The 19843-nt window shown below is 61.6% G+C and carries 19 protein-coding genes; 10 read left to right on the forward strand and 9 right to left on the reverse strand.

Going from position 1 to position 19843, the window contains the following annotated elements; translation table 11 throughout:
* The 3 genes from CRO75_RS14340 to CRO75_RS14350 all read left to right on the forward strand — a co-directional run bounded on the left by CRO75_RS14340 (position 1) and on the right by CRO75_RS14350 (position 2865).
* Positions 1-303, forward strand: coding sequence for a lipid-A-disaccharide synthase N-terminal domain-containing protein (locus CRO75_RS14340; RefSeq protein ID WP_097136156.1), 303 nt, complete (start codon positions 1-3; stop codon positions 301-303).
* A 63-nt stretch (positions 304-366) separates the two neighbouring features.
* A complete protein-coding gene (locus tag CRO75_RS14345; protein WP_097136393.1) occupies positions 367-1830 on the forward strand; it encodes a glycosyltransferase family 39 protein in 1464 nt (487 codons plus the stop codon).
* A gap of 75 nt (positions 1831-1905) precedes the next feature.
* Complete coding sequence (locus CRO75_RS14350) at positions 1906-2865, forward strand: SdiA-regulated domain-containing protein (protein ID WP_097136158.1); 960 nt, start codon at positions 1906-1908, stop codon at positions 2863-2865.
* 88 nt (positions 2866-2953) lie between these two features.
* Here CRO75_RS14350 and CRO75_RS14355 read toward each other — a convergent pair whose 3' ends face one another.
* Positions 2954-5368: a DUF3772 domain-containing protein gene (locus CRO75_RS14355; RefSeq protein ID WP_097136159.1), complete on the reverse strand. Its 2415-nt coding sequence runs from the start codon at positions 5366-5368 to the stop codon at positions 2954-2956.
* Between the two features lie 354 nt (positions 5369-5722).
* Between CRO75_RS14355 and CRO75_RS14360 the strand changes: the two genes are divergently transcribed.
* The 4 genes from CRO75_RS14360 to CRO75_RS14375 are packed head-to-tail and all read left to right on the forward strand — an operon-like array spanning position 5723 to position 11624.
* Positions 5723-7798 (forward strand): type VI secretion system tip protein VgrG, encoded by a 2076-nt coding sequence (locus CRO75_RS14360; RefSeq protein ID WP_097136161.1) that lies wholly within the window; start codon positions 5723-5725, stop codon positions 7796-7798.
* A complete protein-coding gene (locus CRO75_RS14365; RefSeq protein WP_097136163.1) occupies positions 7795-8649 on the forward strand; it encodes a DUF4123 domain-containing protein in 855 nt (284 codons plus the stop codon). The genes CRO75_RS14360 and CRO75_RS14365 overlap by 4 nt, the downstream gene beginning before the upstream one ends.
* Positions 8649-9425, forward strand: a complete 777-nt coding sequence (locus CRO75_RS14370; RefSeq protein ID WP_097136166.1) for a hypothetical protein — start codon at positions 8649-8651, stop codon at positions 9423-9425. Before CRO75_RS14365 ends, CRO75_RS14370 begins: the two co-directional genes overlap by 1 nt.
* 12 nt (positions 9426-9437) lie before the next feature.
* Complete coding sequence (locus CRO75_RS14375; RefSeq protein WP_097136169.1) at positions 9438-11624, forward strand: lipase family protein; 2187 nt, start codon at positions 9438-9440, stop codon at positions 11622-11624.
* A gap of 205 nt (positions 11625-11829) precedes the next feature.
* On the opposite strand, the gene CRO75_RS14380 is transcribed toward CRO75_RS14375, so the two are convergent.
* On the reverse strand, positions 11830-12852 hold the full coding sequence (locus CRO75_RS14380; RefSeq protein ID WP_097136174.1) for an AraC family transcriptional regulator: 1023 nt from the start codon (positions 12850-12852) through the stop codon (positions 11830-11832).
* A 79-nt stretch (positions 12853-12931) separates the two neighbouring features.
* Between CRO75_RS14380 and CRO75_RS14385 the strand changes: the two genes are divergently transcribed.
* Positions 12932-13798, forward strand: a complete 867-nt coding sequence (locus tag CRO75_RS14385) for a phytanoyl-CoA dioxygenase family protein (RefSeq protein ID WP_097136182.1) — start codon at positions 12932-12934, stop codon at positions 13796-13798.
* 20 nt (positions 13799-13818) lie between these two features.
* Here the strand turns inward: CRO75_RS14385 and CRO75_RS14390 are convergent, their stop codons facing one another.
* The 3 genes from CRO75_RS14390 to CRO75_RS14400 all read right to left on the reverse strand — a co-directional run bounded on the left by CRO75_RS14390 (position 13819) and on the right by CRO75_RS14400 (position 16207).
* Positions 13819-14037 (reverse strand): hypothetical protein, encoded by a 219-nt coding sequence (locus CRO75_RS14390; protein WP_097136395.1) that lies wholly within the window; start codon positions 14035-14037, stop codon positions 13819-13821.
* A gap of 42 nt (positions 14038-14079) precedes the next feature.
* Entirely contained in the window at positions 14080-15414 is a 1335-nt protein-coding gene (locus CRO75_RS14395) for an erythromycin esterase family protein (protein ID WP_097136188.1), read from the reverse strand.
* Positions 15415-15517: 103 nt separating this feature from the next.
* Positions 15518-16207 carry a DUF2238 domain-containing protein gene (locus CRO75_RS14400; RefSeq protein WP_097136194.1) on the reverse strand — a complete coding sequence of 230 codons (690 nt, stop codon included), beginning with the start codon at positions 16205-16207 and terminating at the stop codon, positions 15518-15520.
* 338 nt (positions 16208-16545) lie between these two features.
* On the opposite strand from CRO75_RS14400, the gene CRO75_RS14405 reads away from it, so the two are divergent.
* Entirely contained in the window at positions 16546-16737 is a 192-nt protein-coding gene (locus CRO75_RS14405) for a PLD nuclease N-terminal domain-containing protein (protein ID WP_097136200.1), read from the forward strand.
* A gap of 128 nt (positions 16738-16865) precedes the next feature.
* Here the strand turns inward: CRO75_RS14405 and CRO75_RS14410 are convergent, their stop codons facing one another.
* Both CRO75_RS14410 and CRO75_RS14415 read right to left on the reverse strand, forming a co-directional pair.
* Positions 16866-17279 (reverse strand): CBS domain-containing protein, encoded by a 414-nt coding sequence (locus tag CRO75_RS14410; protein WP_097136202.1) that lies wholly within the window; start codon positions 17277-17279, stop codon positions 16866-16868.
* An 83-nt stretch (positions 17280-17362) separates the two neighbouring features.
* Positions 17363-17542, reverse strand: a complete 180-nt coding sequence (locus tag CRO75_RS14415; protein ID WP_097136204.1) for a general stress protein — start codon at positions 17540-17542, stop codon at positions 17363-17365.
* A 236-nt stretch (positions 17543-17778) separates the two neighbouring features.
* Between CRO75_RS14415 and CRO75_RS14420 the strand changes: the two genes are divergently transcribed.
* The gene (locus tag CRO75_RS14420) at positions 17779-18021 is read left to right on the forward strand and encodes a hypothetical protein (protein ID WP_081361448.1); all 243 of its coding nucleotides are present in this window, start codon (positions 17779-17781) and stop codon (positions 18019-18021) included.
* 39 nt (positions 18022-18060) lie between these two features.
* Here CRO75_RS14420 and CRO75_RS14425 read toward each other — a convergent pair whose 3' ends face one another.
* Together CRO75_RS14425 and CRO75_RS14430 are read right to left on the reverse strand one after the other, a co-directional pair.
* Positions 18061-18561: a DUF4142 domain-containing protein gene (locus tag CRO75_RS14425; protein WP_097136206.1), complete on the reverse strand. Its 501-nt coding sequence runs from the start codon at positions 18559-18561 to the stop codon at positions 18061-18063.
* 160 nt (positions 18562-18721) lie between these two features.
* Positions 18722-19435: an SGNH/GDSL hydrolase family protein gene (locus CRO75_RS14430; protein WP_097136210.1), complete on the reverse strand. Its 714-nt coding sequence runs from the start codon at positions 19433-19435 to the stop codon at positions 18722-18724.
* Positions 19436-19843 lie beyond the last annotated feature (408 nt).

Genomic DNA, 19843 nt, shown 5'->3' on the forward strand with positions numbered 1-19843 from the left:
ATGGGCAAGGAAACCTTATGGCTGGTGGTCGGTTTCACCGGGCAACTGGTGTTCACCGGCCGCTTCGCCCTGCAATGGCTGTACAGCGAATACAAGAAACGCAGCCTGATACCCGTCGGCTTCTGGTACCTGAGCCTGGTGGGTAGCGCCTTGCTGCTGGCGTACGCGATCTACCGCCAGGACCCGGTCTTCATCATCGGCCAGTCCTTCGGCTTCATCGTGTACCTGCGCAACCTGCAACTGATCGCCCGCAGTAAAGAAACAAGAGCAGAAGAACACACACTCAAGGACCAGAAGGGCTGAAACGTGCGACTGACCCATTCCCCCCGCATCGAGCTGCTGTTGCTGCTGTTACTGGCGGCGCTCATGGTTGGCGCCGGGATCGGCCTGCGCCAGCCGAGTAACGTCGACGAGGAAAGGTTTCTCGGCGTCGCCCTGGAAATGCTGCAGAACGGCAACTGGTTGATCCCGCACCGCGCGGCCGAGATCTACCCCGACAAGCCACCGCTGTTCATGTGGACGATTGCCCTGTTCACTCGCCTCACCGGCGCGCCGAGCCTGGCCCTGTTCCTGCCCGCGCTGATCGCCGGGGTGGTCACCACGGCCTGCCTCTACGATCTCGGCAAGCGCCTGTGGAACCGGCGCATCGGGGTGATTGCCGCGCTGCTGTTCCTGGCCACCTACCAGACCTACAGCGTACTGCGGGCGGGGCAGATCGACGGTTTTCTGTGCCTGTGGATCATGCTCGGCCTGTACGGCCTGGTCCGCCACCTGCTGCTGGGGCCGGCATGGGGCTGGTTCTATGTCGCCTGCGCTGCGATGGGCTTCGGCATCATCAGCAAGGGGGTGGGCTTCCTGCCGGCGCTGATGTTGATCCCTTACGCTTATGCCGTGCGCAAGGGCTGGCCGGGCGTGGTGCGGATGCCGGGGCAGGGGCGTGCCTGGTGGCTGGGCCTGGGGGTGGCCCTGGCGGCCATCGCGGTGTGGCTGCTACCGCTGGTGCTGTATGTGAGCCTTTACGGTGACGAGGCCAGTCGCGCCTACGTGAGTGAGATCCTGCTGCGCCAGACCGCGCAACGCTACGCCAATGCCTGGCACCACCAGGAACCGTTCTGGTACTTCTTCCTCAAGGTCATTCCCAAGTACTGGCTGCCCCTGGTGCTGGCCTTGCCCTGGCTGGTGCCTGCCTGGCGGCGTCAATTGAGCAAGCGCGATGGCCGGGTCCTGGTGCTGCTGGGCTGGGTCGTGCTGGTGCTGCTGTTCTTCACCCTGAGCAGCGGCAAACGCAAGCTCTACATCTTTCCCGCCTTGCCTGGCCTGGTGCTGGTGATGGCGCCGCTGGGGCCCTGGTTGTTGCGCCGCTGGTTCGGCCAGCGCCCACGAGCGCGGAAGGTCTTCATCGGCCTGGCGCTCTTCTGGTTCGCCGCCTGGTTCGCCCGGGGCTTCATCGAGCCGATCAAGGAACACCTCAACGTGCGCCAGGCGCTCATGGCCGAAGTGGCCGGCATGACCCAGGGCGCCGAACTGATGCTGACCCATTGGCGTGAGGGCCAATGGCTGTTCGCCCGCCAACCCATCGTGCATTTCGGCATGGATGCGGTGCACCAGACCCAGAAGGCCGCCGACTGGCTCAGGAGCAACCCGAGTGCCTTCGCGCTGATCCAGGCCGATGAACTGGCGCAATGCTTCAAACCCGACAAGGCGCGAAAAGTCGAGGACGACTCGGCCGGGGAGTGGTTCCTGGTGCAGGCCGACGCCGACAACGGCCAATGCCATGAGCGCTCCGGGTCGGCGCCGTTCCGTTTCGCCTGGCAACTGCCCCATCTTTGAAACCTGTAGCGATGCCGTTATCTCATCCGGAAACCGGGGCAAGGATAGGCCCCGTCCGCCAACAAGGAACGTACGATGAATACAGCTGTCGAGCTGCCCAAGGTAAAACGCCGGTCCCGCCGTTGGTTGCGCATTGGCGCCCTGTGGTCGGTGGTATTGATAATCACGGCGCTCGCGAGCGTTGCCGTGGTCAGGTTCCACTGGCATGACCGGCTCTACTTCTATGTCGTGAGCAAACTCAACGCCGCCCAATGGGTCGACAAAAGCATCTGGCTCCCGGACTACAAGGTGGTGATCGAAGCCAAGCCGGTGGTGGGCATCGATGATGATCTATCGGCCATTACCTACGATTACGACCAGGACCGACTGCTGGCCATGACCAATGCGGCGCCCTACATGATCGTGGTGCTGAGCAAAAACGGCGACATCATTGAGCGCTACCCCCTGCACGGCTTCGACGACCCCGAGGGCCTGACTTACATGGGCGATGGGCTGATGGCCATCGCCGACGAGAACCTCCAGCAGCTGGCTTTCTTCAGGATGCCCGAACACCCGGGCGACATCATCGATGCCAAGGACACCCAGTTCCTGGCCCTGGGCATCAACCTGAGCAAGCACAACAAGGGGTTCGAGGGCGTGACCTACGATGCCGTCAACGATCGGCTGTTCGTCACCAAGGAGCGGGACCCGCGTCAGCTGTACGAAATATCGGGGGTGAAAAAAAGCCTCGAGGGCAAGTTGCAGATCAGGATTCTCGATCTCACCTCGTGGGTCGACCGCAGTGTCTTCGCCAAGGACATCTCGGATGTCTATTACGACCCCAACACCGGGCACCTGGTGATCCTTAGCCAGGAATCGGCGCTGCTGATCGAACTGAGCGACACCGGCGAGATGGTCAGCTTCCGTAGCCTGCTCGGGCGTTTCAGCGACCTGAAGAAAAGCACCTACGGGGCCGAAGGCTTGACCATGGACAACGATGGCGACCTCTATGTCGTCAGTGAACCGAACCTGTTCTACAGGTTCAGGAAGCCCTGAAAACCCTCGATAAAGAACCGACCTCGGCCTGTTCCAAAGGCCGCGAGCGAAACCAGCGGGCCCGGTTTCGCTCGCGCCGGCGCTGTCCTCAAGAGGTTGCGGTGGAAGGCTCGGCCGCCTTGTCCTGGCTGTCGCTGATCAACATCAGGTTCTGCGGCGACGACAGGGCGATGCCCACTTCGCGCAGGCGCCCAAGGATGGTGAACAGCAGGTCGCTGCGGGCGCCGGACACCGAGCGCGGGCTGCCGACATAGCCGCTGACGCTGATGATCAGGCCATTGCTGGTCAGGTCCTTGAACGACACCGAGGTCGCCGGCGCCTTGAGAATCGCCTCGTGCTCGGCATAGGCCTGCAGCAACAGCTCGCGCACCTGCAGCACATCGGTTTCCAGGGGCAGGGTCAGGGTGATGCCGACCACGCCCAGGGCGTTGTCCATGGTCACGTTGCGCACGTTCTGCGAGATGAACTGCGAGTTCGGCACGATCACCGTGGAGCGGTCGGACATCTGGATTTCCGTGGCGCGCACGTTGATCCGCCGGATATCGCCCTCGACCCCGGCCAGGCTGACCCAGTCGCCGACCTTCACCGGCCGCTCGGTGAGCAGGATCAACCCGGAAATGAAGTTCTGCACGATGGCCTGCAGGCCGAAGCCGATACCCACCGACAGGGCGCTGACCACCCAGGTCAGGTTGGTCAGGTTGATCCGCAGGGTCGACATCACCACGATCGCCAGCAGGACAAAGCCGATATAGCCGACCAGGGTCACCAGCGAGGCGCGCATGCCGGCGTCCATGTTGGTTTCCGGCAGCAGCCGCTCGCTCAGCCAGCGCTTGAGCACACGCACGGCGAACATGCCGCCGACCAGGAATGCCGCCGCCAGCAGCAGGTCCTGGGGCACGATGTTGAGGTTGCCCAGGGACCGGCCGCTGACATCCAGCTGGGTAAAGCCTTCCAGCAGTTCCCCCGGGCTCGACCCGGACGGCATGAAGGCCAGCAGCGCCGCGGTGAACAGCAGCAGGGTCCGGCCGATGCCCGCCAGCACGGTGGTGGCCTGGGCCTGGTGGCGCGGCGACAGGCCCAGGGCCGCCGCCAGCGCCAGGCCGCCGGGCTGCTTGGGCGACAGCAGGGTTTCGCAGAGGTCGCCGAAGCAGGCGATCAGCAGGTAGGCGCTGGTGGTCACCACGCTGATCCACAGCAGCTTGACGGTGAGGAAGTACGCCAGGCTCAGGTAGCCGCTGAGCAACGACAGCAGGATCACCGCCACCCAGACCGCCACGATAAAGGGCAGCAGCCCGGCGATGCCGGTGGGGCGCTCCAGCTCGAAGCGCCGGCGGGTACGGCGATGACGCAGCAGGGCGAAGAAAAAGATCAGCGCGGTGACCAGCGCCGTCAGGCCGTTGACCGCCACGGTCAGGGCCAGGCTGCTGGCGATCACGCTGTTGATCCGTTCCTCGCCGGCGGTGAGCAGCAGCGCCAGCGCGAGGATCAGCGGGAACGGCCCCAGGGCCGTGGCGATCTGATCGGGAATCGGCGGCAGGCGCCAGGACGGCCGCGACAACATCAACATGGCGCGGCCGAGGCCGACGATGAAGGAGCAGAAAATCAGCAGGGTCAGCCATTGGCCGATCAGGTTGAGCACATCGGCGCTCAGGGTCGCGCTGTTGACCAGCCCCCAGCGCAGCAGCGAGGCGGCGGCATTGATGGTGACGATGGTCGCCAGCCCCACGGTCAGCGCCAGGGCGCTGCGGCGCAGGCGGCCTTCGGGCAGCCAGCGGATCATCGACCAGATCGCCAGGCGTTCCAGCAGGCGCCGGCCGACCACCCAGATCAGCGCCGCGATGACCAGCGTGGTAATGAACAGCCCGCGATTGCCGGGGGCCAGCGCCGTCTCGAACGCGGTCCAGACCTCATCGGAGAGGCGGTTCAGGCGCCTGAGGTCGTCCTCGGTCGGGCGGATCAGCGTGGACCAGAAGGCCGGGCTGAGGGGGCTCGCCGAGCGGGTGCTGATCTGCGAATTGAACAGGCTGCGCCGCAGGTTGATGATCTGCGCCGCGAGGTCGCGGCCGGACTGGCTGAGCAGAGTGGCCTGGCGCTCTTCGTCGAGCAGGTTGTCCTTCTGCGCGCTCAGCACCTGGCGCTGGCTGGTCAGGCTGGGCGCTTCGTCGGGCAACGGCGGGCCCAGGACCTTGAGTTGGTCGTCCAGGCGCTCGATATCGGTGGCGCGCAGGGCGACCAGGCTGTCGGCCTGCTTCTGCACTTGCAGCGCGGCCTGGCGCAAGTCCGAGAGCAAGTCATCGTTGCCGCTGGCTGACACGCTCTGGCGGATAAACTCAAGTCGATCGTTGAGCTGTTCGAGATCGGCGCCCTCGTCCAGCTGCGGCAACGGACCGCGGGCGACGGTCTGCGGCCCCGGCGCCTGGGGCCCGGCGAAGGCCGGTAAGGCGATACACAACAACAGGGCCAACAGCCCCATCCCCCAGCGGTTCTGTCTGGCTCGCCGCATCTTTCATGTCCTCTTTTGCTGTTCACCGGCCCTGACGAGCATAGACCGCGCTATCCCGGGATAAATTCCCCGGTGGGTGGCCCGCTGCCCTGGCGATCAGGGTGGCGCAGCATGCCGGTTTACGCGGCGTTCGAGAACGGGGTGACGGTGAAAAAAATCCACCCAGAGGCGCCTGGACGTGGCGGATCGGGCCGGTGCAGCCTGAATACCGACAATTCAACCGGTATTTTGGGAAAGCTCCCAAATATTTTCTTTTCCTCGCTTGTTAGCGTGAAGGCGTTTTGCTTCCTGCTTACCCACAGAAGCCTTTGCCCTCTATGGGGCCACGCAACATGATTGGAAAAGGAGCATTGGATGTTCAATGCAAGTCCACAGATGCAGTTCAGCCTGACCCTCAACGACTTCAAGCACGACCTTCAGGTCCTTTCCTTCACTGGCCAAGAATCCATCAGCGCGCCCTATTCATTTGATCTGGAGTTGGTCAGCGAACGGCCCGACCTGGACATTGAAAGTCTATTGCACAAGCAGGCCTTTCTGGCCTTCAACAACAGTGGCGCCGGTATTCATGGACAGGTTTATCGCATCGCGCAAGGCGACTCCGGTAAGCGTCTGACCCGTTACAGCCTGACCCTGGTCCCGCAGTTAACCTATCTGGCGCACCGGACCAACCAACGAATATTCCAGCAGCAAACCGTCCCGCACATCATCGCGCAGGTTCTTGAAGAGCACGGTATCCAAAGCAATGCCTACCAGTTTCAGTTGGGGTCGATCTACCCAGCCCGTGACTATTGCGTCCAGTACAACGAATCTGACCTCTACTTCATTCAGCGCCTGTGCTGGGAAGAAGGCATCCATTACCACTTTCAACATTCGCAACAGGGCCACGTACTGGTATTGGGTGACGACCAGACGATATTCCCCAGGCTGAGCAGACCGACAGCCTATGTGCAGGACAGTGGTCTGGTTGCCGATGACCCCGTGATCAAAGGCTTTAGCCTGCGCCTTGCGACCCGCACCAGTCGAACCTCGCAACGTGATTACGACTTCGAGAAAGCCCGCATGACGCTGGAGGCTGACTACTGCCCAGCACCTCGGGAGGGGCAGCCTGATCTGGAAGATTACCGCTACCCTGGTGGTTTCCTTCAGCGCGAACGGGGCAAGCTGCTGAGCCAACGGACCCTGGAAGGACATCGTGCCGACTACCGTCAGGCCGAAGGTAAAAGCGATCAACCCTCGCTGGTCAGCGGCCACTTTCTGGAGCTTTGCGAGCATCCACGCCAAGAGTGGAATGACCTCTGGCTGCTCACTTCAATTCGCCACGAAGGCTTGCAACCCCAGGTGCTGGAAGAGAGCCTTCTCAGTGATACCCGCGAGCGCAAGGACGGCTTCCATCAGGGCTATCGCAACACTTTCACGGCCACTCCGTGGGACGTGTTCTACCGCCCGCAACAGGCCTACGAGAAACCCCGGATATTCGGCAGTCAGACCGCTGTGGTCACCGGCCCCCAAGGCGAGGAAATCCATTGTGACCAGTATGGGCGGGTCAAGGTCCAGTTCCATTGGGACCGCGCAGGCCTGATCGATGACAAAAGCAGTTGCTGGTTGCGGGTCGCTTCCAGTTGGGCAGGAACCAGCCACGGCGCGGTGACCATCCCTCGGGTTGGCATGGAGGTACTGGTTTCATTCCTGGAGGGCAACCCGGATTCCCCCTTGATCAGTGGATGTCTCAGCAACAGCGCTAACCCTGTCCCTTACGAGCTGCCCGCCCACAAGACTCGCAGCGTTTTCCGCAGTCGCAGCTCGCCCGACAGCACCGGTTTCAACGAATTGCATCTGGAAGACCGTAGCGGCCAAGAGCTGATCTACCTGCGCGCCCAACGTGACATGGAACAGAAAGTCGAAAACGATAGCCGCTTGGAAGTCGGCAACGAACGTAAGGAAACCATCAAGGGCAACAGCATCGTCGTGCTGGAAGCCGAGGACCAGCGCACCGTCACCGCTGACCGCAAAGTCCAACTCAAGGCCAACGACTACTTGTTGGTAGGTAACAGCAGCCATACCCGCGTAGGCCAAACGCTGGTCGCCGAAGCGGGGCAGGAAGTCCACCTTAAAGCCGGAGCCAACCTGATTCTGGACGCAGGCGCCAGCATTACCTTGAAGGCCGGTGGTCAACACATTGTGATTGGCCCTGGTGGGATCCTCAGCAGTTCCGATATTCAACTCGGTGGCGCCCCGGTAGGAGGCACTGCGGCCAACCCCATATTGCCTGGGGCACTGACAGCCCTGATGACCCCTCCAGCACTCGCGCCGATGATTGCCCCCTCCCAGAATGCCCTGATGGCCATCTCCAAGGTGAAAAGCCCTGACTTCTGTCCGATCTGCGAGGCCTGCAAAAATGGTCTTTGCCTGACTGAAGGAGCCACGGCATGACCAGAACGGCGCCTCAGCAATGGATGATCGAACAACACCGTCTTGGGTATTCGCTATGCCTGATTCTGGACTCTGAGGGAGAACTCAACACTCGCCGGCTTCTATCAGGCAGTCAGGATGCTGGCCAGTATTGCAGCGTGTACAGCGAGACGCCCGTCTCCGCTCTGGCGGATGCAGGGCCTTTTATATTCCTCATCGACAACCCTGAAGATGGACGCTTGAACGAGTTGCTCAAGGCGCCTGAAAGGAACTGGGGTTGGTTGGCCAGTGTGGCGCCAGAAGCAGGACTAAACGAGCTGGTCAGACATTGGTGCGAACGGCTGATTGTCGGGATACGCCCCCATCAGGCTCTCTACCGCTTTCACGACAACCGTGTGCTGAGCCGCGCACTGGGGCACTTGACCGTCGAGGTCCTTCCTGAATACCTCGGGCCCATAATCAGCGTCTGCTACTGGCAGGGAGAACACTGGCAAATCCATAGCAACCCAGCCCCAGGCAACCATCCAGTCCCCAAGAACCCTGCATGGTGGAACGTGCCCACCGAGGGCGACCAATCGGCCCATCTACGCGAGGTCAATGCCCGCCGCTATCTATTGGCAGAGCATATGGAGGCCTACGCCCAAATGGCCGAGCAACAAGATCCCGGCCTATGGCTCAGCGCTCAGTTGGCCTTGGCTGACGCCTGGGGTTGGCAATCACCGGAGCAACTGGAGTTCTTGTTGGTCCAGAGCTTAAAGGAAACAGACGGTACACTTGCCGCGCGCTGGCAGGCGCACCCTGAGGAAACTCCGACAGCTCATTTCCAGCGGGTTTATCAGACAGCACAATTCTGGCAAGGAGACGCCTCGTAATGACACGAATATTTAAAAGCCTGTTTTGGGGTTCCTGTATGGCCCTAGTAGCAGGGTGCGCTATTGGTAAATCGGAAAGCTTTACCTTTACCACCGATATGCCTTCTAACTTTACTTACGAAGCACTGGCTCAATATACCCCCATCAAGGGAGAAACCTGCACGGTTAAAAAAACGGATGTTGGCTACAACCAAAGATGGCATTTGGATTACAATGAAAGATACAAGCCCGACTCTGAAATTCCCATATATCGCACTGTCGAAGGTTGTCGACTGGCCATCTATCGTGTCGAATTAGATATTTACGCTGCTTATGGAGAAGACTATGGAGACTTCAGCAGCGATACGGCAGTAATTGTTGTTCGTGAGCAGCTTGAAGAACACCAAAAAAGATTTTTTGATACTGCTGGAGAAAGCACCATAAATGGTCAATGCCAATGGATGTTCCGTACAGTTGGTCCTAAGCGATACATAAGAAAACTCCTCGACTGCAAGAAAGTTGATGCTCAGGGAGTGGTGACGAAAGGGCGTCCCGTTGGGGCTTACACCTTGGATCAACTACCGGGTAAAACCGTAAAACTGAATATCAAACTGGCTGATGAGGAAAGACCGGGGTGGGGTGATACCTGGGTCAAGGTGCCTAATGGCTGGAAACGCTGTCTGGGCAAAGGCCTTGAAGATCAAGACGCATATTGCTTCGGCAACTATAAAGACTTCAGCACTTTCAAAATGCCGGATGGCCGTACTTGTACTATTTACCCTGGCTGCACAGAATAAGGAAATCACTTAATGACTACTTTGGATGAAGAACTGAAGCATCCGCTAAATAACCGTATGTTTACCTGCCCTGTTCAAGGTAAGTGGACCAGCTTTCAGTTAGTGGATGAGTTCGGCGAGGGTGCGCCATACGCAGGACTGTCCTATAAAGTCATCGACACGGAAGGCTACACATACGCCGGAAAGCTCGATGGCACGGGCAAAGGCAAAGTAGACAATCATTTTGCTGGCCCAATAGCGTTAATCATCGAAGAGCAATATCAAGGACAGGAACTAACCTATGTACGCCGTATGCAAAGACCACATTACCCACTTCCAATAACTGAGCTTCAAGTTCGCGCCGAGCAAACTCGTTACTTTCATAAAGACGGCTCACGGACCCAAAGCAACCCGGCGCAAGCCTGTGCGGATTTCTTTTGCCAAGTCGAAGTTCGTCATTTCGTCCAACATGTTGCGCACTTACCACCTGAGGTCGATTGTCACTACCCACTCCGTCCGGGATGGGCCAAGCTGATGCGGGAACATGGCGAGCGTGGTGTCTGTCTGCTGCCCAACAAGCACAACGTACTGGAAGTTCGCCCTTTACGGGCCTTGCGCCCGATGCTCTCCACCGATTCGCAGTTCTGTGCGCTGAATCTGTATCAACTCGCCATCATGGCCACCTTGAGCTACAACCCGTTTGGCCAGGAACCGGATAAGGCACCGATCACGAAGAAGACTGTAGGTTTCCTACAGAAACCCAGTATGGGTAACTGGTTTGGCGACGCCCTGGCCAAGTTCGATGAAATCTGGAAGGTGGACCCTGGGCAAGCCAAGGCGTACTACCCGCTGTATGAAGACGTGCCGTACTCCAAGCGCCTGGAAATCGTGCCGTTTGACCCTGACCTTTATCCATCGAATAGCCCGGATTTAGAAGAAGAACAAGAACATCCAGCCAAAATTCATTTTCTTGATGATCGTAACCAAATTGATAACACCGACACCCAAGCGTTTATCACGCATAACGATGAGTTGGTCCTGATTGCAGTACGCGGCACCAATGAGAAGTTCGCGGATGGGCTCCGCGATGCTGATGCGTTTCAGGTTCCATTTACACAAGGTGTGGGCAAGGTGCACCGAGGATTCTATGAGGCCGCACTGAAGGTCTATAGCCTCACGCTCAAGTATCTTGAAAGGTTCTACACCGGACAGAAACTGATCATTTGCGGCCATAGCCTGGGAGGGGCAATTACCTTGCTGCTCTCTGAAATGCTGCGCCGCCAGAAAGAATATGAAGTAGACATCGTGCTCTACACCTACGGCTCCCCAAGGGCTGCTGACGCGACCTTCGTAAAAGGTGCTGCCGATTTAGTGCATTACCGCATGGTCAACCATAACGACCCAGTGCCCAGCGTGCCGGGGACCTGGATGAACACCAAGGCATCTGTCTATGGCACAGGGGCAGCCTTGACCTTCGTCAACGTCCCCTTGGGCCTCTCGGTGTTCGTAGCAGGTATTACCAACCTGAGCGGAGAACCCTATGAGCATCACGGGACGTTGTACCACTTCTTTCCAGTAGACCTGGGTGGCCAGGAGAAATCCGCCATCCTTTGGGAGCCAGGTTGCGACACCATTACCCAGCATGCGGCCTGCACCCTGGCCATTCAACAGAACAAGGGATTGCCTGAAAGACCGGGATTGATTTCGCAGATCCTTGACGCGGGTAATCATTCAATGGTCGGTGGCTATATCCCTGGTTGCTGGGCGACATTGCGACGCTGGCAGGAGGCCCTGGAGCTCAAGCGTTCGCGAGTGACCGATGGAGAGGTCGAACGGGTCAAGGGCGACCTGACAAAAATCACTGACCAACTGCGCCTCAGGCGCCGCATACTCAACGCTAACCCCGGTCCCTATGCCCGAGCCCATGAACTAGTCATCGAGGCGCTCAATCGCGAGGTCGATAAAGTGCAAATGACCCTCGAACGTTTGGAGACCCTGCGCCGAGTGACGATTGACCAGAAGTTTGTTTATGGTTCGGTTTCAACACAGCCTGACCTGCTGACCGAGAGCCTGCCGCGCTGGAATGCTCACCCGGAAAACAGAGTCGCCGAACAACTGGCCATGGCCCCTACTGCAAGCGCTGATGATGGTCTGTTGGCTTCAATCTACGGACACACCATTGGCGCGCCACATACGCTTGATATTGATTCAATCGTCTAATGACGGAGCAGTAGCAGGCAACGCGCGACGAAATGGTGTGCCTACACAATCTCCCACTCGAATCTCTAGGGTTTGAAGAGCCCTTCAAGAACCTTCGCCACGGTTTCAACGGGCACTCCAGCGCCGTAGATGTCAACAGTAATCGTCCTCGCAGTGTGCCCCATCACCGCCTGAACTTGAGTCGTGGAAACCCCTTTTTCCTGCATCACCCGCGCCGGCCGCCGCGATAGGCCCCCGGTGGCAGCCCGGTCCACTGTTTGAAGGCGCGCTGGAAGGCGCTGGGTTCCGAGTAGCCCAGGCGTTCGGCCAATTTGGCGACGCTCACTGAGCCGCGGGTGAGCAGGGTGCAGGCCAGGTCCCGGCGCAATTCATCGCGCACCCCAAGGAAGGTCACGCCGAGCGCCGCCAGGCGGCGGGCCAGGGTCTGCCGCGAAATGCCCAGGGCCCTGGCCGCCTCGAGTTCCGACAGTCCGGCAAAGGGCTCGGCGGCGCACAGTAAGGCGCGCAGGTGGGCTTCGAAGCTGGCCAGCGGGCCGGGGGCGATCACCGCCGGCAACAGGTTGCGGGCGAAGCGCGCCGCTTCCGACGGCCGGCGCATCAGCGGCGCCTGCAGGTTTACCGCCGGCAGCTCCAGCCATGTCTGCGTGGCGAAAGCCGGTTGGCGGCCGAACAGAAAGCGCGTTTGCGCGGTGAAGGCGCCGAGGTGCCCGGGCAGGACGATCCGCCGCAGCGGCAGGGTTTCGCCGGTGAGCCAGCTGCCGGTGTGCCAGAGCGCCAACAGCAGCATATGCGGCCAGAGCACCGAGTCGGTTTGCGCCCCGGGGCGCGGCGTCAGCACCAGGCGGGCAATCCTGGCGTGCTTTTCCAGGCGCCAGGGCGGCGAATCGTCGAACAGCTTGTAGAAGCGCGCGGCCTCTTCGAAGGCATCGGCCAGGGTCGGCAGGTGCACCAGCAGCCGCAGCAATTGCTCGAAGCTACCCGGCGGCACGGTGCGGGCGAAGAACCCCAAGGCTTCATCGGCGCCGACGCCCACGGCCAGGCGACTCAAGGCGCGGTAGTTGAGCGGCGCCACGCGATAGCCGTCGCGCAGGGCTTCCCTGGGCAAGTCGCAACGCTCGAGCAGCGCGGCGCGTGCGTCGGCGTCGAGACGCAGTTGCTCCAGCATCTCGCGCACAAAACGCGCGGGAATGGTCGGGGCGACGATCCAGTGCGGGTAAGGGCGGGTCATGTCATTTGAGGCAAAGCGTCATTGGCGGCCACTCCGGCGTCCTGCAGATTGATACGACCCACTCCCAAGGAGCCAGTCGATGACAACCACAACCTTGCCCGAGCGGCACGACTACATGAGCAACGGATGCGCCAGGACCTATAGGTCGACCGCCGGTACCCAGCCCGCCGTGCCCGCCGCGCAACTCGACGAGCTGATGGCCCGCCTGCAACGCGACGGCTTCGTGGTGCTCGAACGGCTGTTCGATGAGCAGCAGGTTAGTCGCATGCGCGAGGATCTGCTGGGACGTTTCTGCCAGACCGGGCGCAACTCGTTCGAGGGCGCACGCACCCAGCGGTTGTACGCGGTGATTGCGAAAACGCGGGTCTGCGATGGGCTGGTGGAGCACCCGCTGATCCTGGGCCTGCTGGACCGACTCCTGGCGCCCAATTACCTGCTGTCGCAGCTGCAGGCGATCAATATCCTGCCGGGCGAGTGCGCCCAGCACCTGCATTACGACGATGCCTTCTATCCCATGGCCCGCCCGCGGCCGGCCTATGGCGCGGCGACGATCATGGCCCTGGACGACTTCACCGGCGACAACGGCGCCACCGTGGTGATTCCCGGCAGCCATCTGTGGGACGGGCGCCTGCCCACCGCCGCCGAACAGGCCGCCGTGCTGCCGGTGGTCATGCCCAAGGGCTCGGTGGTGTTTTTTCTCGGCACCCTCTGGCACGGCGGCGGTGCCAATCGCAGCGGCGCGCCACGCCTGGCGCTGACGGCGCAGTACTGCGAACCCTGGGCGCGCCAGCAGGAGAACTTCATCCTGTCGACCCCGCGCCACGTCGCCCGGCAATGCAGCGAACACATCCAGCGCATGCTCGGTTACTCGATCCACGCGCCGTTCATGGGCATGGTCAATGGCATGCACCCCAAGCGCATGCTCGAAGAGCCGCAGGGGCGTTGAGTGCTGCCGGGCCGAGGGGCTCAGTTGCCGTCGGCGACCTTCCTTTCTATCTCGGCGATTTTCCTGGCGATGTCCTCGGCCTCCTGCTCGTTGCCTGGCGCAGGGCCAGGCGTGGCGGCGTCATCGACGCCATGGCTCTGCTCATCTTCGTCGCCAGGGTCCGGCTGCCCGGGGCGCTCTTCGGGGGCGGTCCCGGAGGCCGATGTGGATGCTTTCGGATAGTGCGATTCAGGGTTCATGGTGGGGCCCTCGCTGGGGTTCTTGATGGTCAAGGGGGAGGTCTATACCCCGAAAGGAAAAGTGTCCTCTTCATGGCTAGGGCCGCTGGCCACCGGCAACGGCGTGAGGGCGCTGGTCGTTTCGAGCCAGACCAGCGCATCGAACTGCTCGCCCAGCACCGCCTGGAAATAATGGCTCTGGCGCTCCGTCGCGGGCCGGTAGATGACGCCGATCGCCCGCTCCAGCAGCGGCTCGGACAGCGCCTGGCGCAGGTCTTCGCGCTCGGGGGCGCGCCAGTCGGTCAACGAGGCGGGAATGCCCGCCTGGAGAAACTGCTGCTCCCAGCTGTCCGCAAGGGAAGGCCGCACCTCCTTGATCCCCATGTCACCGTCCCAGTTATCGGCGGCCACCACCTGGCCGCGGTCGGTGCTCATGCCGATCAGCACCGCAGCGTTGCCGTAGGCCGTGCGGCACAGCTGGCCGATGTTGAATTCGCCGCGCCAGCCCATGTCGGTCGCCGCCGCATTGCCGATGTGTGAGTTATGCGCCCAGACCACTGCCTTGGCGCCCGCGCCGCGGTGCGCGAGCAAGGTCTGCAAGGTCTCGAACATGTGCTTGTCGCGCAGGTTCCAGGAGGCGGCCGAGCTTCGGTACATGGCCCGGTAGTACTGTTCGGCAGAGCGTATGACCCGGGCATTCTGGGTGGCGCTGAAGAGCGCTTCAGGGTTGCTGGCAAGGCGCTCGCTCAACAAGGTGTTCAACTGCTGGACCACCGCTTCTTCGCAGGAAGCCTCGTGTCCGCGCTCGACGAAATGGCCATACAGCGCCGGGTCGTCCTGCCAGGGCGTCAGGCAGCCATAACGGCGACGCGCTTCATGCGCCAGCCGGGCGTCGGTGCAATCGAGGTAGGCCAGTACTTCGCTGATGGAATTGCGCAGGCTGTAGACATCCAGCCCACGAAACTCGACGCGCTGCTGCGCGGGCAGGGGGCGATTGTGGCGGTGCAGCCAACGGATGAAATCGCACACCTCGACGTTGCGCCACATCCAGCTCGGAAAGCGGCTGAACGCCTGCTGCCCGGCGGTGGGCGGGCCCAGATCGCGCACATGCCGGTCGATATGTCCGGCGTCGGGCCAGTCGGCCTCGATGGCGACGATGCCGAAGCCGTGCTGGGTGATCAGCCGTTGGCTGATGGCCGCGCGGGTTCGATAGAACTCACGGGTGCCATGACTGGCTTCGCCGATCAATACCACCCTGGCGTCCGCATAACGGTCGAACAGCTCGCCGAAAGCCGCGGATTCGAGGGCGGGCAAGGGTTCGGCGTATCGGCGCAGCAAGGCCTGGAGCGCGGTGCCGGGTTGGCGGGCCGCCTGCGGGTCCTTGGTGTGTGACTTCATGGCGCTGCCTCCTCTCGGGTCGAGGATTGAATTGCCAGGGTCGATACAGAGCAGACGCTGGCGCGGGGGCGATGTTCCCGCCCGGGGACCGAAGGTCGAGGCTTCAACGCCTGAATGCCGCGAGGGCACGGATGACCTCGCTGGCACAGGCTCCGGCCAAGGCGAGCGCCATGTCCTTTTGCGCGTCCCAGGGATCGCGCTGGGTCGCCAGGAAAGCCTTGGCCTTGTCCTTGCCCAGGTACTGGCCACCGATCCATTCGATCAGCTCGTACGACGCGGAAGTGGCCAGGATCAGGCTGAGTGTGAGAGTGGCCAGCCAGAAGCCACGCAACGGCGTGCAGCGCCCCAGCAGTTCGCGCACCGGCAGATAGAACAGCAGGCCGTAGCTCAGATGCACCAGGCGGTCATATTGGTTGCGCTCCCAGCCCAGGGCGCCATTCAGCGACTGCCCGGTGACATGGCGCAGCCACTCGTCATAGGGCACCTTGGCATAGGTGTAGTGGGCACCGAGCTCATGTATGGCCAGCAATAAAAGAATCGAGCCATACGCCAGCGGGGACAGCCGCACATATCGCCAACCCGCCAGCAGCGCCAACAGCAAGGCGACAGGCAGGATATTTTCCAGGAGCCAATCCACGCGATTGTGCGGCGCGATACCGGACGCAACGACCAGGGCCATGCCGAGCGCCAGGCTGACGGCCACTTGAGCGGGGGAGGCGTGCGATATCTTCGAATTGTCCATACGCGCACTTTCGAAGGGGCCGGTCAGCTTGTCGCGCCAGGGCCGCGGCATGAGCCCAGCGCCAGGCCAGGTAACCACCCGGGCCCCTCGACAGCCTCGCGACCCAGGAGGCCGACACGGCGTTCGACCGGTTTCATAGCCACTCCCGCGCACTTTCAAAAATGCCTATGCATTGGGTCTTTCCGGCGCCGGGACGTTCGTTGCAAGACGCTGGGAAGAGACGAATGGCACCCGGCCGTAACGGCAGCGGAGCGCCCTGGCGCCATGCTCGGCGGAGCCAAGAAAGGTTGAACCCGTCGAGCGGGAATGAAACCTAAGTTGTATCAACCCAAGGGGAGTAGCCGTCATGACAGATCTTTGTCAGCTATTTTTGGATCTTCGTCGCCGCGATGATCATCCTCCTCGATCTCTGGGCGATCATCAGCGTCTTTCGCAGCAGCAAGTCCGCCGGGGTCAAGGTCATGTGGTTCCTTGGCATCGTCATCTTTCCCGTGCTGGGCCTGATCGCCTGGGGCATCGCCGGCCCGCGCGGAATCAAGCCGGGTAGCGGGCCGACGTCGCCCGAGCACAGCAAAGGATAGTGACTGCGGGGCGCAGGCCGGCATCGCCTGGGCGCCAGGCGAGGGCCGCTACGTGGCGATTTGCGCAGCGGCCCAGCGGGTAAATACCGGCCGTGGCCGCTCGGCCACAGCCGTCTGGGGCCAGGCTATCAATGGGCCTTGGCCACGCCCTGCAGCACCGTGCTGTTGGCCTGGCTATCGTGGGCCTTGACGATATTGCCCAGGGACACCACGCCCACCAGGCGTTTCTGCCGATTGACCACCGGCAGGCGCCGCAGCTGGATATCGGCCATGTTGCGGGCCACTTCGTCGACCTCCTGGTCGTCGAAGCAATAGCGGATGTCGCTGCTCATCACGCTGCTGATCGGCATATCGCAGCTTTGGCCCTTGGCCACGGCACGAATGACGATATCGCGGTCGGTGATCATGCCGACCAGCCGGTCCTCGTTGTTCACCAGGATGGCGCCGCTGTCGATGCTGGCCATCATGTTGGCGACTTCCCGCAGCGTCTGCTCGGGACGTGCGGTCTGTACGTCACGGGTCATGACTTCAGAGATCTTCATCATGGTTCTCCTCGAAAGGCCGGGCCGTGGTGGCCCGGCATGAGAGGCAAGGGCCGGAGCCCTTGCACGGTGGGGCTCAACGATCAGCTACGCCCTCCGCGGGCGCCGCCGGGTTGGCCGCCTTTCTTGTTGGCGTCCGACGCTTTCTGCCGGTCGTTGGCAACGTTGCCGCCCGATGCCTGGCCACCTTTCCTGCCGGCTTCGGATGCTTTTTGACGATCGTTCGCAAAATTCCCGGGATTGGAATGTCCGGTGTTGGCCATGATTCGCTACCTCTTGGTCGATTGAATTTCGCTCGCAGTTGCAGCAAGCACTAATTGGGAGTACCGGGATTTTTCAAAAGTTGAAATTTGTTCGGCGGCGTACGACGAGTGGTTAGCCGGCGCGGCGTCTGGCTTGCGTTGGTCGTCGGGCCAGGCGCGCACCGGACCGTTGAGCTGAACATTGGCGCCCGGTCGGGACTCGAAAGTCTATCGGTCATCAACAGAGGAGAACGGTCATGATCAGCGAACGCAAGGCCTCGGTACTGGAGGCCTGGAAGATCCTGCTGGAGGACCGCGGCTACCGTGCGGACTCGCCCGACGCCTGGCATCAGGCGCTGCTGGACGCGGCGGAAAACATGCTGCGCAGCGGCGTGATCGACCAGGCCGGCTGGCTCGAGCTCAAGGACCAGGCCAACACCGCCTATGAGCGGGCCATCGAGGAAGCCGTGGCGCAAAGGGTCGCCGATCCGAAGGCGTGAGCCGGCAAACCCCGCGCTCAGGCGGGGTTTGCCGGTGCTTCACTTGGTCTTGGACTGCAGGTGCCTGGCCATGTCCAGGTGGTCCTGCAGCTTGGGCAGGGTCTCCTCGGCGAAGGCTTTCAGGTCCGGCTTGTCCGAAGACGCCACTTCTTTCTTGAACAACTCCACGGCCTTCTCATGGGCCACTACCTGGTTGTCGGCATAGGCCTTGTCGAAGGACTCGTCGCGCATCTCCAGGATCATTTGCTTGGCCTTGGCCGTCAGCGAGGCTTCGTCCGGGATCTGGATGTCGAGTTTTTTCGCCAGCACCCGCAATTCCTGATTGGCTTTGCTGTGATCACTGATCATCTGCGTGGCAAAGGCCTTGACGTCCGCGGAGGCGCTTTTTTCCAGGGCCAGCTTGCTGCTTTCGATTTCATTGATCCCGGCTTGCGCGGCCTCTTCGACAAAGTCGCTGGAGCTCATCGCCATTGCACTTGAAAGGCTTCCTGCGCTCAGCAGGAACAACAGGCCCACTTGTTTCATCAGCAGGTTGTTCATGTTCTTTCTCCATTCGTGGCACGACAGGTGTCGCCTGACGGTTGATAGGGAACCTGCGGCAAAGGTTTAAATTATTTCCAGGTTTTTCGACCATCCGCAGGCAAGCCTGGCCCGCTTCGATCCGCAGGCCGCGGGCGTGCCGGGTTCAGCCAGGTGTGACTCAGCGGCCGCAGCGCTGGCGAATCACCTGCGCCGCGTCATCCGCGAGGATCCGGTAGAGCGCCGGGGAAGGGTGGAAGCCGTCCCCGGCCATCAGGCTGGCGGCCGGCTGGAAGCGGGTCGCCAGCAATGCGCAACGATCCTGGCCGGCCAGTAGTTCGACCAGCAGGCTGCTGAAGCGTCGGGCCCTGAGGCCCAGGTACCAGCGCAGCGGCTGGGGCAGGGCGGGGAACAGGTGCATCGGCGGCACGGGCAGGAAGACGATGTGCCGGGCCTCGAAGCGCTCGCTCAAGAGGGCGATCAGGCGCGAGATCCGCGCCTGCCATTCGGCCGCGGCGATGCGGCTGGTGACGTCGTTGACGCCGATGGACACCAGGGCCACATCGAAGGGCTCGGCCGGGCCCGCGTCCAACAGCTGGAACAACTGTCGCGAGTCCAGCCCGGACTGTGCCCGCAGCTGCCATGACAGCTGGAAGTCGCCGGCGAGGCCAGCCACCAGCCGGCCGGCGATCGCCTCCTCCTGGGTAAGGGCGCCGACGCCCGCCGCTGCGGAGTCGCCGAGGATCAACAGGCGCAGGGCCGGCCCGCTGGCGTCGGCGTGCCTGCCTTGGCGCGGGCCTTCGGCCTCCGGCAACCTGGGGGTGACCCAGCGGGTGTAAAGGCCCTGGGCGAGTAACAGCGGCCCCAGGGCCACCTTGGCGAACACGTCGGTCATGGGCAGTTAAGCTCGCGGTGAAAAAAGAGTGCCGCCTGGGCGGGTTACCCGGCGTCGCGTCGAAGCCCGCTGTCGGCGGCATCCTGCGCGATTGCCTCTGCGTGGGGCATAGCAATCGCCAGGAGGCGGGGGCCTCAAAAGGCATATTGCAGACGAGTGTAGTCGTCAGCACCGCCCAGGTTCCGTCCGAAATACCGTGCAGGCACTCCAAGTTCTGTGGCGATGCTCATGGGGTTACGCCCTGCGGAGCTTGGGAAATGCAGTCGACGTTTGTCCAGCACATAAGCAGAGAACAGCTAATAAGATGCCAAAATAATATCGCAGCAGTTGTTTCATAAAGTTGCCTCTGGTTTCGTGGTGTGTAACAGGATCTAACTTTAATTACCTGTTTAGTTATTTCCATTCAGT

This window comes from Pseudomonas sp. LAMO17WK12:I10 (assembly GCF_900215185.1).
Classification (GTDB): domain Bacteria; phylum Pseudomonadota; class Gammaproteobacteria; order Pseudomonadales; family Pseudomonadaceae; genus Aquipseudomonas; species Aquipseudomonas chlororaphis.